9 protein-coding genes are annotated in these 17,421 nt (G+C 65.6%); 1 reads left to right on the top strand and 8 read right to left on the bottom strand.

The annotated features are described in order from the left end of the window. Window positions 1–95: 95 nt before the first annotated feature. The 7 genes from AC1DJH_RS09525 to AC1DJH_RS09495 all read right to left on the bottom strand — a co-directional run bounded on the left by AC1DJH_RS09525 (window position 96) and on the right by AC1DJH_RS09495 (window position 7,963). Window positions 96–518, bottom strand: a complete 423-nt coding sequence (locus AC1DJH_RS09525) for a MarR family winged helix-turn-helix transcriptional regulator (RefSeq protein WP_478185525.1) — start codon at window positions 516–518, stop codon at window positions 96–98. 20 nt (window positions 519–538) lie between these two features. Beyond that, window positions 539–1,516 carry an alpha-ketoacid dehydrogenase subunit beta gene (locus tag AC1DJH_RS09520; protein ID WP_478185524.1) on the bottom strand — a complete coding sequence of 326 codons (978 nt, stop codon included), beginning with the start codon at window positions 1,514–1,516 and terminating at the stop codon, window positions 539–541. 5 nt (window positions 1,517–1,521) lie between these two features. Then, complete coding sequence (locus AC1DJH_RS09515; RefSeq protein ID WP_478185523.1) at window positions 1,522–2,544, bottom strand: thiamine pyrophosphate-dependent dehydrogenase E1 component subunit alpha; 1,023 nt, start codon at window positions 2,542–2,544, stop codon at window positions 1,522–1,524. A 114-nt stretch (window positions 2,545–2,658) separates the two neighbouring features. Then, window positions 2,659–5,055 (bottom strand): ATP-binding protein, encoded by a 2,397-nt coding sequence (locus tag AC1DJH_RS09510; RefSeq protein ID WP_478185522.1) that lies wholly within the window; start codon window positions 5,053–5,055, stop codon window positions 2,659–2,661. Beyond that, the gene (locus AC1DJH_RS09505) at window positions 5,052–5,753 is read right to left on the bottom strand and encodes a response regulator (protein WP_478185521.1); all 702 of its coding nucleotides are present in this window, start codon (window positions 5,751–5,753) and stop codon (window positions 5,052–5,054) included. Before AC1DJH_RS09505 ends, AC1DJH_RS09510 begins: the two co-directional genes overlap by 4 nt. A gap of 101 nt (window positions 5,754–5,854) precedes the next feature. Continuing rightward, window positions 5,855–6,586, bottom strand: a complete 732-nt coding sequence (locus AC1DJH_RS09500; RefSeq protein ID WP_435487523.1) for a winged helix-turn-helix domain-containing protein — start codon at window positions 6,584–6,586, stop codon at window positions 5,855–5,857. Between the two features lie 42 nt (window positions 6,587–6,628). Beyond that, a complete protein-coding gene (locus tag AC1DJH_RS09495; RefSeq protein WP_478185520.1) occupies window positions 6,629–7,963 on the bottom strand; it encodes an EAL domain-containing protein in 1,335 nt (444 codons plus the stop codon). A gap of 520 nt (window positions 7,964–8,483) precedes the next feature. Between AC1DJH_RS09495 and AC1DJH_RS09490 the strand changes: the two genes are divergently transcribed. Beyond that, window positions 8,484–13,913, top strand: coding sequence for a YadA-like family protein (locus tag AC1DJH_RS09490; RefSeq protein ID WP_478185519.1), 5,430 nt, complete (start codon window positions 8,484–8,486; stop codon window positions 13,911–13,913). Window positions 13,914–13,957: 44 nt separating this feature from the next. Here the strand turns inward: AC1DJH_RS09490 and AC1DJH_RS09485 are convergent, their stop codons facing one another. Further along, the gene (locus AC1DJH_RS09485) at window positions 13,958–17,335 is read right to left on the bottom strand and encodes an ESPR-type extended signal peptide-containing protein (protein ID WP_478185518.1); all 3,378 of its coding nucleotides are present in this window, start codon (window positions 17,333–17,335) and stop codon (window positions 13,958–13,960) included. Window positions 17,336–17,421 lie beyond the last annotated feature (86 nt).

Genomic DNA, 17,421 nt, shown 5'->3' with positions numbered 1-17,421 from the left:
TCTCCTTCCCCCTACCGGGGGCAACACCGGTGGCCCGGCGGAGCCGGTTCCACGGTGTTTCTGGAAGGGGCGGGAGAGGGCGGCCGTTTCGTTGGTCAGTGGGTGCGCTGGACGGCGTCGATGAGCTTGTCGAGCGTTGCGTCCAGCCAAGCCAGTTCATCGGCATCGACGCCCGCGAACAGCGCGGCTTCGCGTTCGCGGCCCAGGGCGCTCACGGTTTCGTGCAGCGTCTTGCCGGCAGCCGTCAGATAGAGCCGGCGGCTGCGCTGGTCGGTCGGGTCGTCGTGGCGCTGCACGCGCTTGTGGCGCTTCAGGCCGGTCAGCGCACGGCTCACGGCCATCTTGTCGAGGCCGGTCTGGTCGGCGACCTGCGTGGCGTTGAGCCCGGGCTGCACGGCCAGCACGGCCATGGCGCGCCACTCGTTCAGCGTGAGCTGATGGTCGCGGCCCACGCGCTCATGAAACGGTCGCGCCGTGAGGTTGACCACCCGCACCAGCTTGAAGAAGAGCGGGTCCATGCAGATCGGTGGTCTCGGCTTCAGCCGGCCAGCTTCTTCGCCGCCGCCACGATCGCTTCGACCCCGACGCGCGACTGTGCCTCCAGCACCGGCGCATAGCCCACCGGAATGCGCGGCGCGCCCAGCCGCGCGATGCGGCAGCCCGTGGCCTCCGCCGCGCTGGCCGCGATTTCGGCGCCGAAGCCCGCCGCCTGCACCGCCTCGTGCACGACCAGCAGGCGCCCGGTGCGCGCGCACGACGACAGCACGGTGTCGCGGTCCCACGGCCACAGCGTGCGCAGGTCGATCAGGTCGACCGCAACGCCCTCGGCCGCCAGCGCGTCGCAGGCGGCCGCGCAGGCCTGCATCTGCTTGCTCCAGCTCACCAGCGTGAGCGCGTTGCCCTCGCGCACGCGCGCTGCCTTGCCCAGCGGCACGGCGACGTCTTCGTCGACCTCGCCGCGCACACCCCACAGCGTCTTGTGCTCGATGTAGACCACCGGGTCGTCGCACTGCAGCGCCGAGCGCAGCAGGCCGTGGTTGTCCTGCGGGGTCGACGGGCACACCACCACCACGCCCGGCAGGTGCGCGAACCACGCCTCCAGCGACTGCGAATGCTGCGCGGCCGAGGCGTCCCAGATGCCGCCCGGCATGCGCGCCACCAGCGGCACCCGGCCCTGGCCGCCGAACATGAAGCGGTTCTTGGCGGCCTGGTTCACCAGCTCGTCCATGCCGCACAGGGCGAAGTCGACCACCCGCATCTCGACCACAGGGCGCAGCCCGGCCAGCGCCATGCCCACGCCGGCGCCCATGATCGCGGCCTCGCTGATCGGCGTGTCGATCACGCGCTCGGGGCCGAAGTGGTCCTGCAGTCCCTTGTACTGGCCGAAGATGCCGCCGCGGCCCACGTCCTCGCCGAGTACCACCACGCGCGGGTCGGCCTGCATCTCGCGCTGCAGGGCGAGCACGGCGGCTTCGGCGTAGCTCAGGTCCTTCGTCGTGGCGTTCATTGCGTTCATTGCCTTCATTTCCATTGGCCTGCGCCGGTGGTCTGCACGTCGGTGAAGGCGGCGCCGGCGTCGGGCCAGGGTGCCGCGTCGGCCACCGCCAGGGCGGTGTCGACCTCGTCGCGCGCCGCGTTCTCGATGGCGTCGAGCGTCGCGGCGGCGATGCCCGAACCCAGCAGACGGTCCCGCGCCCGGGCGATCGGGTCGGTCTGCAGCGCGGCGGCCAGTTCGGCCGGGTCGCGGTAGGCGGCCAGGTCGACCGACACATGCCCCTTCACGCGGTACGTCAGCGCATGCAGCAGGCGCGGCCCGCTGCCGGCCCGCACCTCGGCCACCAGCCGGGCGGCGGCCTCGTGCACCGCGAACACGTCGTTGCCGTCGACCTGCGTGGCCGCGATGTCCATCGACGCGGCGCGCGCCGACGCGCCGTCGCCCGCCGTCATCGGCCCGCTCGCCGTGGTCGCGCTCCAGCGGTTGTCCTCGCAGACGAAGAGCACGGGCAGCGCGTACACCCGTGCCCAGTTCAGCGCTTCGAGAAATGGCCCGCGGTTGATGGCGCCGTCGCCGAAGAAGCAGACCGTGATGTCGCCCGGCTTCTTCAGCAGTTTCTGCGCATGCGCCGCGCCCACCGCGATCGGCAGGCCTGCCGCCACCACGCCGTTGGCGCCCAGCATGCCGACCGAGAAGTCCGCGATGTGCATCGAGCCGCCCTTGCCGCCGTTGAAGCCGGTGGCCTTGCCGAACAGCTCGCACATCATCCGCGCGAGGTCGGCGCCCTTGGCCAGCGTGTGGCCGTGGCCGCGGTGGGTGGAGGTGAGGTAGTCGGTGGTGCGCAGGTGCGCGCACACGCCGGCCGGCACCGCTTCCTGGCCGGTCGACAGGTGCAGCGGCCCGCGGACCTTGGCGGCGCCGGCGGCCTGCTGGCCATAAGCGCTCACGCCGCCCTGGCTGGCCGTCTCGGCGGCGTTCTCGAAGGCGCGGATGCGCACCATGACGCGGTACAGCGCCTGGGCAGCGACGCTGGATGTGTGCAGGTCCATCTTGTCTCCATCGCCCATGGAACAGGCGCTTTGGAGAAAATCGTATCAAGCGAGAGGGAATCGGCGTACCGGACTTACCCGCCGCCGCGCCACGAAGCGCTTGCTGACAGAAAGCTAAGGAGACGGGAATTGCAGATGCCAGCATTCCAGGAGCGACGCCAAGGCCGATCGGCTCTCGTCACCTGCGCCGGCTCGCAGCAATGCCTCGAGCTGTCCGGCCGGCTGTGCGAGTGTGTCCAATCCAAGCGTGAGCGCTGCCCCGTGGAGTCGATGCGCCGCGCGGCGGGCGGCGTCCGTGTCGTTCGAGGCCATGGCGTCGCGCACGGCGTTCAGGTCTGCCTGCAAGTGGTCGCGCACAGTGCTGCAAGTGGCGGCGGGGACGTCGGGCAATGCCTCGGGCGCATGCGCGCTTGCTGGCGTTGCATCGTGGGGGGCGCACCAGAGCTCAATGACGTTCTGAAGCTTGCTGGTGCGGATGGGCTTGCTCAGGACGCCGTCCATTCCCGATGCGAAGCAGCGCTCGACGTGAGCCTCGTCATTGGATGCGGAAATGGCAATGATCGGTGTGCGCGCGCGCTCCAGTTCGCCCTCCACTTCTCGCAACACCCTGGAAAGGGTGTAGCCGTCAGTGTCCGGAAGATCGCAGTCCATGAGGATGAGATCGAACGAGCCTTCGGCGAACGCGGTCTCCGCCTGCGCGCCATCCACGGCCATCTCGACCTCGCATCCCAGCGATTCGATCTGTGCTTGCAGGACCTGCTGGTTGACGGGGGTGTCCTCGACGACGAGAACCCGCAAGCGACCCTGGGACTCGACAAGCCGTGCGCGCGCAGCGACATCCTGAAGGCCGGCGTCCGAAGTCCTCGTGGCCAGGCGAGGGTCATCGTCCGCCACGACTTCGGCTGTCAACGACAAGGTGACCGTCGTGCCCTTTCCCAGCTCGCTGGCCAGCTCGATCCTGCCCTCCATCAATGTCGCGAGCTCGCGGCAGATCGCCAGCCCCAGGCCTGTTCCGCCGGAGCGCTTGTAGGTGTTGGCGGCCTGCACGTAGGGCTGGAACAGCCGGGCCTGCGTCTCGGGCGACACGCCAATGCCCGTATCGGCAACGTCCACGACCACGTCCGACCACCCAGGTCTCGCGGCGGAGGCGGACACGGTGACGGTCACGCCGCCCGCTTCCGTGAACTTGATCGCGTTGGAGATCAGGTTGTGCAAGATCTGAGCGACGCGCGCCTCGTCCAGCATCAACCAGGAAGGAAGCGGACTTGCCGTGACATCGAGGGCGATCTTTTTCTCGTGCGCACGCAGGCGATGCAGATCCGCGATGTTGCGAACCAGCGCGTTCAAGTCCACCGGCTCGCGATCGAGCCTCAACTGGCCAGCCTCCAGTTTGGAAATGTCCAGCACATCGTCCACCAGCCGCAGCAGCGTGAGCCCGCCGCTGTTGGCCAACTGCGCGAAATGCCGCTGTTGCTCGTTCAGTGGCGTGTTGCGCAACAACTCGAGGGCGGCCAGCACCGCATTCATGGGCGAGCGGATCTCGTGGCTCACGATGGCGAGAAAGCGCGCCTTCTCGCGCTCGTTGCGCATCGCGGCCCTGCGCTGCCGGTAGAACTGCACGAGCACGATGCAAGCCAGCAGCGCGAGCAGGCCCGCCAGCCCGAGCTCGAGCGCGAAGTGGCGCCCGAGCGCCCCGGCCGAAGGCACGTCCGGCGAGTCCCGGTCCATCCAGTTCTCGTACAGGACGTGGGTGTCCTCATTCGAGAACGAGGCCAGCGTCTTCTGCAGGATCGACTGCAGCACCACGTCGTCTTCCCGCACCAGTGCGGTGGTCCTGCCCAGCCGGGTCCCGTAGATGCCGGCGGTCTGGAGCTGTCCCCCCCAGCGGCGGTGCAGGTAGGGCAGAAAGAGGAGCTCGTTGCCGATCGCAAAGTCGGCCTGCTCGGCCACCAGCTTTGCCAGCACGTCCGGGGCGTTGGCGCCGTTCACCAGCGTGACACCGGGGACAGAAGCCTTCAGTTCGTCTTCGAACGGCCAGCCCTTGACGACCACGACGGTCTTGCCTTCCAGCTGACGAAGGTCCTTCACCAAGGCCTGTCCCGGCCTGGAAATGGTCAACAACGGATACGCACCCTTCGCCGGAACCGACGAGATTCCGGACAACGTCGAAGGCGCGTCGTCGTATGCGATCACGAAGCACAGATCGGCTTCACCATCCCTGAGCATGTCGCGCTTCGACTTGTCCGCCACGCTGACATAGACGAACCCGAGCCCGGTCCGGCTTGCGATCAAGTTGGCGTACTCGACGGACAGGCCGCGCACGACGCCCTTGTCGAAGTACTCGATAGGCAGCGAGGTCGGCGACAGCGCCACGCGCAGGGTTGGGTGCTGCGCGATCCAGGCGTTCTCTTCCTCGCTCAGCAATGATCTCCCGGCGGCCGCGCAGCCGAATGACGCCAGCGCGGACAAGGCCGCCGACACGGCAAGCAGGCGCGGCCCGAAGAGCTTCATTGCAGATCGATGTCGATGGTGTGCTTGATCTTGAACAGGCCGTTGTTGGACGTGACGCCCAGCTTGCGGAACGCGGCAGCTTTTTGCGAGCTGATGGTCTTGATGCTGCGATTGAACTTCTCTGCAATCTCCGTCACCGTCATGCCCGCCAGATAGCAGCGTATGACCTCCTGCTCGCGCGCCGTGAGCGAGGCGCCGTCGAGCGCGTTCGTCTTCTCGTCCGACGCCAGCTCGATGGACGCCTCTGCGACCCGGTAGGACATGTCCGAGCTGAGGTAGATCGCGCCCTCCGTGACGGTTCGGATGGCCTTGATGAGGTCGACCATGTCTTCGCCCTTGCCGACGAACCCGCGCGCACCCACGCGCAGCGCCAGGGCAACGGTGGCCGGGTCGTGATGCGACGAGAGAACCAGGATGCGGCATTGCGGGAACTTGACGCGCAAGGCGCGAATGAGCGAGACGCCGTCGAGCTCGTCCGCGCTCAGCGCAAAGTCCAGCAGAAGCAGGTCGGCCGGGCTTTCCCCCAGGCCCCGCATGGCGTCGCTGCTTTTTCCATAGACACCAACGACGAGAAAGTCGGGCTCTGCCTGCAGTCTGCTGGCAAGGCCGTGGCGAACGACGGCGTGATCGTCCAGCAGCGCAATGCGTAAACGTTCCATGCTGATCAGCTTTCGTGTCGCGCTGTGCGAGCGCTCCAAAGGCCTAGGCCTTTTCTGTGACACCGCCCTGGGAGGCTCAGTCTAGTCTTCGGCGCGGCTTCGCGCCGGGCGTTGGATGTCTTCATTTCAAGCCAGCGAATTCAGGCCAGCGTGGCTGGGATTCTGTTGCCCGAAAGCGAAACCAGCTGGTAGCCGCGGCCGTAGACGGCGCGCAGGATCAGGCCGTTCTGTTCGCTGAGCTGGAGCTTCTTTCGGACGTTGACGGCGCACACGTCCATCGAGCGCGATCCCAGCTTCGGACTCTCGCCGAAACACCGCGCCATGTGATCGCGCGAAATTACCGTTCCGACGTTCTGGAAAAGCGCGAGGGCAAAAATGAATTGCCTGCGTTGCAGGGGAATTTCGACGCCCTTGTGGTGCACCACCGTTCGTGCGCCATTGATGAACCGGTAGTCGCCCCAGGAATAGCCGTTGGTAGGTATTTCAAAATCTTTGGCGCGCGGTGCGCGGGCTAGCAAAGCGCTCAGGCGCCATTGAAGCTCTAAATAGTTGAATTCGGAACCTGAAACTACATCGAAATAAATGCAGTCGCGGCACGGAAAATCGAAGATTTCCAGCTTCTTCGAATTCATGATGAAAATGACGGGAATCTTGGCCGCGTCGCACACCTTCAAGACCAGTCGCCATTTGAAATCCTGCACATCCATCAGCACGGCGTCGTATTTCTTCCTGTCGATGACCTGCTCGATGAAGGCATTGGAGTCGCATTTGATTGTCGAGGTATAGCCTGCGTGAATCAGGTTGTTGAGCAACTGCTTCCTTTGCCCTTCATCGTCGATCAGACACAGTTCTAGCTTTTCGAGGTTGTTCATTTGGCTGCCCGTGAAATATGTTTGCCGAAATGGATGGATGGATCAAGCGACGGACTGTGCGGTCAGGGCCTGAAAAAAGGCCTCGGCCTCCATCGGTGCGGAAAGAAAATAGCCTTGACCGAAATTGCAGCCGACTTCCTTGAGCATCGCCACGGCCTCTTGCGTTTCGATGCCTTCCGCAACGAGCCGGAAATTTCTTTGAGCTGCCGCATTGGCCAGGTCGCGCAGGCTTTCACGCGAGTTTGCGGAGCGCAGGGCGCTGTGCACCAGCGCCGCGTCGATCTTCACTTCATTGAAATTCGCCTTGCAAAGCACCAGCGGCGTGGAGCCGGAACTCCCGAAATCGTCCAGAGAAACGGGAATGCCTTTGGCCTGAAGGGTGGGCACGGCAGCGCCGAGGGCCGGTAGATCTGAAATGACGATGTCCTCCGTCAATTCGATCTTCAGCAATTGCGGCAAAAGCTCGGCCAACTGCATCCGCTGCGCGACCCGCTCGGCCAAGGCTGGCGTGCACAGCGTGCGAACCGAAGCATTGACTGCAACAGGGATCTCGGCCGAGGCGGCAACAAGGCGCGTCAACATGCCGACGGCCCTGGTTTTCACAAAACTGAACAGCAGAAGATCCAGCCCGAGCCGCTCCGCCATTTCGACGAACAGCGCCGGCGACACGTCGCCGCAACGCGGATGCCGCCACCTAACGAGCGCCTCGCAGCCGACAATTTCGTGACTCGACAGGTTGAATTGAGGCTGGAAGACCACGCGGAGCCCTTCGCCCGTTGCCAGCGCTTCGACCACTTCTTCCTCGGTCGGCAAGATGCACGCGGGCGCTACAAATGGCGCCATGCAGACACGCTTGATTTTTGACAAGGCTGCCAATGCATCCGAAAGACCGGCCAATCCCTCCTCATGGGAAATTGCGACGTAAATGCCGGACGTGCGAAGCAGTTTTCCGTAAAGGCGCAAAGCGGAAACAGGAACGCCGCCAATCAGCTTGATTTTTCCGTGCCTTGAATTGACCCTGCCTCCGGTCGGTTCGTCCCACCAGGCATGGCCGGCACTGGTGGTCGATTTCCCAAACCACAGCAAATTCGGAATTGGATGAGCTCCGCCCTGCGACCGTGCCTTTTTCAGCACCTCGGGCGCACCCAATGCATTGCAGAGGTCGTGGGACACATCGCCCACCACCACGTCCACCAACCCTTTGCACACTTGGCGGTGCAATGCGTCGAGGGTATGGATGCAGGTGACATCGACAACACCCACATCGCGCAAAGCGCGTTCCAGATCGAGAGCCTTCGCGGGCGTATCGCTCAAGGCTGCGACGCGCATCGAGCTGAATGGCGCAGAGGGGCTGCTCGCCGGTTTTTCCGATTTCAATGATTTCTCCTGCTGTGACGGCGGCGAATCTACCAACGTCGTCGAATGCAGGAAATCAGACTGGGACTAAAAATCAGGGAACCGTTGACCTGGATAATTTTTTAGAATTTCTGTGAATTAATGCCAGGCAGTTTCAGACTGGTCTGATTGCAAGCCTGAATGGTTTGATGAAAGGCGAAAAGCGTCCGCGCGAACGTCATGGAAACGGTAATTTTTCACGGATGTGAGCCATTAAATGCCAAGATTTCAGCCCGTCTTGTTTTTTCAGACCAGTCCTATTTCACTAAAAAGGTGCGGTCAATAAAGTCGCGGCCAGTGATTTCCAGCGCGGCGCCAGCGCCGTGGCAACCGGTCGCAGACCGGGTTGCTCGCGGGAATCCCACTCCGATCGCCGACCGGCTGAGCCGAATCAGTCAGTCAGGCGAATTCTTCGACCTTCGCTCGGCCTCTCCCTTCATGCAGGGCGGGGCCTTCCGCTTCGAGCGGTGCCGAGCGAACCACGACCCAGTGAGCTTTTTCTGTGAACACCCGATCGATCGCGGCCACCAAGCGCAACTTTCTCTTCAACTTCAAGGCGCCCTTCCTGGCGGCAGGCGCCGTATCCGCAGCGGGACAGAGCCGCTCGCAGCGCAAACGCATCAGCGCATTGATGCGCCTGGCCTGCCGGGTGCTCGGCATGAAGCACCGTGGAGGAACCGGCCTCGGACTGCTGGGAATTGTGGCGGCAGCCGGCTTTTCGGCTGTTTCGCCCGCGATGGCGCAAGCCCTGCCGGGCGTCTACATCAATGCCGGCGGCAGTAACAGCTGCATCCACTACCTCTCCGACAGGACGCTTCTCAATCAGAGCTCGGATGTTGCGGCTGATCCTGCCACTCATATGAGAGTTCTGACGACCGGCAATTGCTCTCCCGCAGATGCGGCGACGCAGACGGGCCGCGTTCTGTTCTATGGCACCGGTGGGGTGGCGGGTGTGCCCTCATCTGGCCCGAAATCGCTTTCCTTGGGCGGCGAGTTGTTCGTCAATGGCGGTTTTATCGGGGTCGGTGTTGCCAAAGCTCCGATCTCGATAGGCAACAACGGAACCCTGGCAATTGGCGAGGGCAGCATCGCGATTGGTCAAAACGCCAAGGCTGTAGGCCGAACCAATAACTTTGCTGGGCCGAGCGCAGGCGTTCGGGGTGGCCTGGCAATCGGAAATGGTGCGCAGGCGAACAATGGTGGCCTTGCAATAGGGGAGGGGGCAGTCACACATAACGTCGACGGCGGTACCTCGACGGCCTTGGGACATGGCGCTCAGGCGACGGGCAGCAATTCGCTTGCTCTAGGAGGACGCTTCGGCTACTCGGCCATCGCCTCCGGCGACGGCTCGTTCGCGGTTGGCAACTCTTCGGCCGCCTCGGGCGTGTCCGCGATGTCGATGGGCCGGCAGTCGATCGCGTCCGCGAACGGAGCTATTGCGATGGGGCAGGGTGCAAATGCCAGCGGCGAGAATTCAGTGGCCATTGGCGCTGACTCGGGTTTCAATGCAGACGGCAATGGGCTGGGCGCAGCGAAGGCTTCGGGCCCCCAGGCAGTGGCAATTGGCTTCAAAGCAGTCGCAAATGGCTCCAAAGGTACTGCGATTGGTACGTTGGCAACGGCAAGCGCTGCCGATGCATTTGCAGGCGGGCGCGGCGCCCTTGCCGACGCCGCACAAGGCGTGGCGCTCGGGGCGTCGGCGAAGGTGGTTCCCGGTGCCATTGCTGGCGTGGCCCTGGGCAGCGGTGCGAGGGTGGAGCACGGGTCCGGCGTTGCGCTGGGCACCGGCGCCGTCACCGACGATGTACGTAAGGTTGCCCCGGTGGTCCTGAACGGTACGACCTATGCCCCTCGAGGCGAGACCCCAGGGTCCGTTGTCAGCGTGGGCACCGCCGCGCAGCCTCGGCAAATCATCAACGCGGGACCCGGCTCCGTGAATGCGACCAGCACCGACGTGGTCGTTGGCCAGCAGCTGCATGCGGCGTATACCGAGATCAACAAGCTCGGCGCCAAGGACGTCGAACTTGAGGCGCGCTTGAACAAGCTCCCGAAAGGGGGCGGCGCCGAATCGGTGCTCGCGGCAATGGGCCCCGGCACCACCGTCAGCCCCACTGGCGAACTGGTGCTGCCAAAGCTGAAGCTGGCCAGTCTGGGCGATAGCGCGAACGGCCAACCTGCCAATCAACCCACGACGGTGCTCGGTGCCATCGGCGCCCTGGACGGTGAATTGGCCAAGACCAACGAGTCGCTGGGCCTGATTTTCGACGCCGCGCTGCGCTACAACCCTCTCACCAAGACCTACGACGCCCGCCGTGCAGACCAGGCGACGACCAAGATCTCCAATGTGGCTGCTGGCGAGGCCGAGGCGGATGCGGTGAACGTCAGTCAACTGAAGGCAGTGAGCGCTGTCGCCAACGCAGCCCAGAGTTCAGCCACCGCTGCACAGACAGCTGCCACCGAGGCAAAGAAGGCGGCCGATGCGGCGCAAGGCACTGCCAACACCGCTTCGACTGCTGCCGCCGATGCCAAAAAAGTTGCCGATGCAGCCCAAGGCACGGCCAATACCGCTTCGACCACGGCTGCTGCTGCGAAGACCGCCGCGGATGGCGCCCAAGGTACTGCCAGCACCGCGTTGACGGCTGCCGGCGATGCGAAGAAGGCCGCCGATGGCGCGCAAGGCACGGCCAACACGGCGACGACGGCTGCCGCTGCTGCGAAGACAGCTGCCGACGCGGCCCAAGGCACAGCCAATACTGCTTCGACCACGGCCGCTGCTGCGAAGACTGCCGCCGATGGCGCCCAAGGCACGGCCACCACCGCATTGACGGCTGCCGGCGATGCGAAGAAGGCGGCCGATGCCGCCCAAGGCACAGCCAATACTGCTTCGACCACGGCCGCTGCTGCGAAGACCGCCGCCGATGGCGCCCAAGGCACGGCCACCAGCGCATTGACGGCTGCCGGCGATGCGAAGAGAGCTGCCGACGCAGCCCAAGGCACAGCCAACACTGCTTCGACCGCGGCCGCTGCTGCGAAGACTGCCGCCGATGGCGCCCAAGGCAGCGCCAACACCGCTTTGACGGCTGCCGGCGATGCGAAGAAAGCTGCCGACGCCGCCCAAGGCACGGCCAACACTGCCTCGACCACTGCCGCCGCTGCGAAGGCCGCCGCCGATGGCGCGCAAGGCACCGCCAATACCGCCCTTGCAGCCGCCAACACCGCACAAGGTGCTGCTACCAAGAATGCCGGTGCCATTGCCGAGAACAAGGCGGCGACGGTGAAGAACACCACCGACATCGAAGCCCTGCAAAGGCAGATCACCACCCAGGGAGGTGAAAACCTGGTGCGCCAGGACGCCGCCAGCCGCAACATCACCGTGGCCAAGGACACCGACGGCACCGTGGTCGACCTCACCGGCAACCAGGGTGTGCGCACCGCCAAAGGCCTGAAGGACGCCACGCTTGCAAAGGGCAGCACGGAAGCGGTGACCGGCGCGCAGCTGTTCTCGACCAATGAAAAGCTCGCTGTCGTCGAAGCAGGTGTGACCCAGAACGGCAAGGACATCGCCGACAACAAGACCGCGACCACCAAGAACGCGCAGGACATCAAGGGCCTGGACGGCCGCGTGACGCAGAACACCGCCGATATCGCAAAGAGCGCTGGCGACATCGCAAAGAACACGGGTGACATCGCCGACAACAAGGCAGCGACGACGAAGAACACCAGCGCCATTGAGGCACTCGAACGGCAGGTTGCTACCCAAGGAAGCGAAAACCTCGTGCGCCAGGACGCCAGCAGCCGCAACATCACCGTGGCCAAGGACACCGACGGCACCGTGGTCGACCTCGCCGGCAAACAGGGTGTGCGCACCGCAAAGGGCCTGAAGGACGCCACTCTTGCAAAGGACAGCACGGAAGCGGTGACCGGCGCGCAACTGTTCTCCACCAATGGAAAGCTCGCTGGCATCGATGAGCGCGTGACGCAAAACACCACTGACATTGCAAAGAACACCGGAGACATCGCGAAGAACACCGGAGATATCGCCAAGAACACCGGCGACATCGCCAAGAACGCCACCGACATCGCTGACAACAAGGCCGCGACCACGAAGAACGCCGAGAACATCCAAAGCCTGGATGGTCGCGTGAAGCAAAACACCACCGACATCGCCAAGAACACCGGAGACATCGCCGACAACAAGGCCGCGACGACAAAGAACGCACAGGACATCCAAGGCCTCGACGGTCGCGTGACGCAGAACACCAGCGACATCGCAAAGAACACGGGTGACCTTGCAAAGAACGCTGGAGACATCGCAAAGAACACTGGCGATATCGCGAAGAACGCCGGAGACATTGCGAAGAATGCAGGTGACATCGCCGACAACAAGGCTGCGACCATCAAGAACGCTCAGGACCTCCAGGGCCTGGATGGCCGCGTGACGCAGAACACCAGCGATATCACGAAGAACACGGGTGACATTGCAAAGAACACTGGCGACATCGCAAAGAACACCGGCGACATCGCGGACAACAAGGCTGCGACTACCAAGAACGCTCAGGACCTCCAGGGCCTGGATGGCCGCGTGACGCAGAACGCCAGGGATATCGCAAAGAACACGGGCGATATCACGAAGAACGCCGGTGACATCGCCGACAACAAGGCTGCGACCACAAAGAACGCCCAGGACATCCAAGGCCTGGACGGTCGCGTGACGCAAAACACCAGCGACATTGCGAAGAACACTGGAGACATTGCGAAGAACGCTGGCGACATCACGAAGAACGCTGGCGACATCGCCGATAACAAAGCGGCGACCACAAAGAACGCACAGGACATCCAAGGCCTGGGCGGTCGCGTGACGCAAAACACCAGCGACATTGCGAAGAACACTGGCGACATCACGAAGAACACGGGTGACATCGCAAAGAACACGGGCGATATCGCGAAGAACACTGGAGACATTGCGAAGAACGCAGGTGACATCGCCGACAACAAGGCCGCGACGACAAAGAACACCCAGGACATCCAAGGGCTGGACGGCCGCGTGGTGCAGAACACCAGCGATATCGCAAAGAACACCGGCGACATCACCAAGAACGCCATCGACATCGCCGACAACAAGGCCGTGACGACAAGGAACACCCACGACATCCAAGGCCTCGACGGCCGCGTAACGCAGAACACCGCCGACATCGCGGACAACAAGGCCGCCACGGTGAAGACGGCCGGAGACCTCGTTGCACTCGACGGCCGTGTCGGCAAGCGGCTCGACCAGCTCGACCTGAAGGGCAGCATGTTCGCGGCAGACAACCTGGGCGACGGCAGCGACCGCGCCACAGTGACCCCTGGCAGCCGGGCCGTGGCGGCAGGCGCCGACGCCCAGGCCACCGGGCAGAACAGCGTCGCGGTTGGTGCGGGCGCCCGGGCCCCGGCCCCCGGCAGCATCGCGCTGGGTGCCAACGCCTACGCAACGGCAGAAGGCAGCGTGGCGATCGGCGAAGGCTCGCAAGCCACGCGGGCCCGCACGGTGTCCGTGGGGTCGGTCGGCGCCGAACGCCAGATTGCCAACGTGGCGCCGGGCACCGAGGACACCGACGCAGTGAACCTCGGCCAGGCCAGAGGCCTGTCGAACCAGGCCGCCGGCCGCGCGCTGACACAGGCCAACAACTACACCGACAGCCGCATCAGCCAGCTGCGACGCGAAGCCAACGCGGGCATCGCATCGGCAATGGCCGCCGGTGTGCTGCCGACGGCGCCGTCACCCGGAAAATCGATGCTGGCCCTGGGCACGGCGACCTATGGTGGCCAGACGGCCATTGCGGTGGGCTTTTCGGCGCGCTCCGCCAGCGGCGCCTGGTCCTATCGCGCCACCGGCACCACGACGACACGCGGCAACGTCGGCGCCGCGGTCGGGATCGGCTTCGAGTGGTAACAGGCACCGGGGTGGCCAGCGTGCTGGCCACTCCTGTCAGGTCGTCAGTTCCACTTCCAGCCGATGCCGGCGTTGATGCCCCATTCCTTCCCGGTGGTCGTCACCCCCGCACCCCAGGACATCTTGCCGTCGTCCGACAGCGTCTTGAAGGTCAGCGCAAGCGCCGTGTAGCCCTTGTAGCTGCCCAGGCCCACGCCGACCGTCTTCTCACCGGCGTACAGCGTGGGCAGGTAGGTGCCTGACATCGCAAAGGCCATGGCCGTGCCAGAGTAGGCGACGCGCGCCACGTCGCCCAACTGGCCCTGCACACCCTGCAACTGTCCGAGGTTGACCGCATCGCCCGGAAGCACGCCCGGCGCGACGTTGCTCACGCGCGTGCCGATGGGCGCCTGGCCGTTGCCCAGCGTGAGCTGGTTGTAGTTGACGGACCCGTCGGGGTTGCTCGCGTACTGCGCGCTGCCGGCGACGACCGCGTTGGCCGTGGCCTTCAGCTGCGCGACGTTGGCCGCGTCGCTGTCGGCCGTGCCGCCGGCCACCCCGGTGATCTGCCGGAACTGCCCGCTCGCCGGGTCGCCCACCGACACCGCCGCCTGCGTGCTGTTGGTCGCACGGATGGCCGTTGCCTGCGGGGGCGTGGCGCTGGCCGGCACGTAGGCCGCCACGCCGGCCGCGGTGGACGCCACCGAGCTCGCGCCGATCGCCACGCCGCCGGTCTGCTGCACCACCGCGCCGAAGCCGATGGCCGTGCCCTGCGCCACGGCCGGCGCCTTGCTCAGAGGCGTGCCGCCTGCATCGGCGTTGTCGCCGAGGGCCACCCCGCCCCCGCCCGCGCGCGCGTTGGCACCGATGGCCTGCGAGCCCGTGGCCAATGCGCCGGAGCCGATGGCGATCGCGTTCGCGCCCGTGGCCTGCGCGCCCAAGCCCACGGCCACCGCGCCATTGGCGGTGGCCCTGGCGCCGTTGCCGGCCGCGAACGAACTCGCGCCGCTGGCTGTCGACTGCGGGCCTATCGCCACCGCCTCCTGCCCGCTGGCCGTGGCATCGGCCGCGGTCGAGGTCGCATGGAAGTACTTGGTGCCGGAGTCGTTGATGTTGTTGATCGTCGTGCTGAGGTTGCCGACGTTGCTGTTGGCGGTGCTCAGCCCGGTCGAGAGGCTGTTGAAGCCGGTGCTCGCGCCGATCACGCTCGTGGACAGGCTGCTGAGGCTGCTGTTGGTGGTGCTCAGGCCCGTGGACAGGCTGCCGATGCCGCTGGACGCGGTGCTCAACCCGGTGGAGGTCGAGGTCGACAGGCTGCCCACGTTGCTGTTCGTCGTGCTCAGGCCGGTGGACAGGCTGGCGATGCCACTCGTGGCGGTGCTCAGGCCGCTCGATGTGGAAGTCGACAGGCTGCCGACGTTGCTGTTCGTGGTGCTCAGGCCGGTGGAGAGGCTACCCACATTGCTGTTCGTGGTGCTCAAGCCCGTGGACAGGCTTGTGATGCCACTGGTTGCAGTGCTGAGGCCCGTGGAGGTCGAAGTCGACAGGCTTCCTATGCTGCTTGTCGCCGTGCTCAGCCCAGTGGACAGGCTGCCCACGTTGCTGTTCGTGGTGCTCAAGCCCGTGGACAGGCTTGTGATGCCACTGGTTGCAGTGCTGAGGCCCGTCGAGGTCGAAGTCGACAGGCTTCCTATGCTGCTTGTCGCCGTGCTCAGGCCGGTGGACAGGCTGCCGACATTGCTGTTCGTCGTGCTCAAGCCCGTGGACAGGCTTGTGATGCCGCTGGTTGCAGTGCTGAGGCCCGTCGAGGTCGAACTCGACAGGCTGCCGATGCTGCTCGTCGCAGTGCTCAGCCCGGTCGACGTGGAAGTCGACAAGCTGCCGACGTTGCCGTTGGTCGTGCTCAGTCCGGTGGACAGGCTCGTGATGCCGCTCGTCGCGGTGCTCAAGCCCGTCGATGTGGAAGTCGACAGGCTGCCCACATTGCTGTTCGTCGTGCTCAGCCCCGTCGACAGCGATGCCGTGGTGGTGGAAAGCTGACTGACGTTGACCGCATCCGTCGGCGCACCGCCAGCGGCCACGTTGGTCAACCGGCGCTCGCTGCCGCTGGCGCCGACGGACACCTCGCCTGCCGGCGTCGCGCCTGCGATGGCGGCGCCCGCGAAGGGCGTGTAGGCGGCCACCGCCTGCAGTGCCGCCAGCGAGGCCATGGTCTGGCTCGCGTTGCCCAGCGCCACGCTGTTGGCATAGACGGCGGTTGCGCCGCTGCCAATGGCAACGGCCCCTGCGCCATTGGCGCTGGCGCCCGTGCCGAGCCCGATGGCATTCGAAGCCGCCGCCGTCGCGCCATCGCCCAGTGCCAGGGTGCCCGCGGCGGCTGCGTTCGAGTTGTTGCCCAGGGCCACGGCCCCCTGTCCGACCGCGTTGTTGGCGTTGCCTATCGCCACGGCGCCATTCGCGGCCGTCGTGCCGTCCGCGCTGCCCGCTGCGGTGTTGTCCGCACCCACGGCGACGGCGCCCGTGCCGTTGACCGTGTTGGGGTCGCCGATCGCCACCGCGCCGTTGCCGGTGGCCGATTGCGCACGCCCGATGGCCACGGCCCCGCCCGCCGCCGTGCCGGCGTTGGCCGTGGTTGCACCCGAGCCGATGGCCACGTTCTGACCCGTGGCGCCGCTGACGGTGCCGTCGCCCTGGGCAATTCCGAACGCCGCGTTCACGGTTGCACCGCGCCCCACGGCAATGCCCGAGGTCGCCCCCGCGGCCACTGAAGACTGCCCGCCCACTGCGATGCCGTCCGCGGCGGCGGCCTGCGCGCCCTTGGTGGCGTTGGCACCGATGGCGATCGAGCCCGCGCCCGATGCGGTGGTGGAGTTGGCGATGCTCAGCGGCGTCGTGCCGTTGCCGCCGGCGCCACCGATGGCGACCGAGTTGAGGGCCGAGGCATTGGCGCCGAAGCCCAGCGCCACGCTCGCATTGCCGCCGGCCGATGCCTCGAGGCCGAACGCAGACCCCCAATGCTGGGCCTGCGCCAAAAACCCGAATGCCGCCGAGCCGGGGCCCAGGGCGCTGGCAAAGGTCCCGTACAACGTGACGGCGCTGAACCCGCCTCCGTTTGCATTGCATCCCGCGACGGCCGAGTAGGTGCCCGATCCGTCCTGCGTGGGGGTGCCCGTGCCGCCAGGACCGTCGGTCGTCGGGCCCGTGGTTATCCGCCCCGGCTGCCCTGAACTGCCGGTAGTGCACGAGGTGTTCATGGAGATCGCATCGGCCAATGCCGACCGGGGCCAGGCCTGCATCACGAGCAGTGCCGCGGTGGTCACGACCAGCTTCAGGTGCAGGCGGGTGGTGTCGCGGCCGCCCTCGGCGCGCCGCCGGCTGGTCTCGGGAACCGCGACCCACGCGCACAGGGACGAGTTCCAGACCGTCGCAAATATCCTGTTCATGGCACGCCTTCTTTCCACGGATGAGGTCAGCGCTGCATGCGTGCAGCGGCTGTTGGCTCCCTTGAAAGACGTGACCCGCGTGTTTC

It is taken from the genome of Variovorax sp. 10N412 (assembly GCF_056394985.1).
Note: the sequence above shows the minus strand (reverse complement) of the source record. Positions and strands in the feature narration are given on the sequence as shown.

Bases quoted from the DNA above. Each gene is read 5' to 3' on its own strand.
- AC1DJH_RS09525 (WP_478185525.1), bottom strand. From the start codon at position 518: ATGGACCCGCTCTTCTTCAAGCTGGTGCGGGTGGTCAACCTCACGGCG.
- AC1DJH_RS09520 (WP_478185524.1), bottom strand. From the start codon at position 1,516: ATGAACGCAATGAACGCCACGACGAAGGACCTGAGCTACGCCGAAGCC.
- AC1DJH_RS09515 (WP_478185523.1), bottom strand. From the start codon at position 2,544: ATGGACCTGCACACATCCAGCGTCGCTGCCCAGGCGCTGTACCGCGTC.
- AC1DJH_RS09485 (WP_478185518.1), bottom strand. From the start codon at position 17,335: ATGAACAGGATATTTGCGACGGTCTGGAACTCGTCCCTGTGCGCGTGG.
- AC1DJH_RS09500 (WP_435487523.1), bottom strand. From the start codon at position 6,586: ATGAACAACCTCGAAAAGCTAGAACTGTGTCTGATCGACGATGAAGGG.
- AC1DJH_RS09510 (WP_478185522.1), bottom strand. From the start codon at position 5,055: ATGAAGCTCTTCGGGCCGCGCCTGCTTGCCGTGTCGGCGGCCTTGTCC.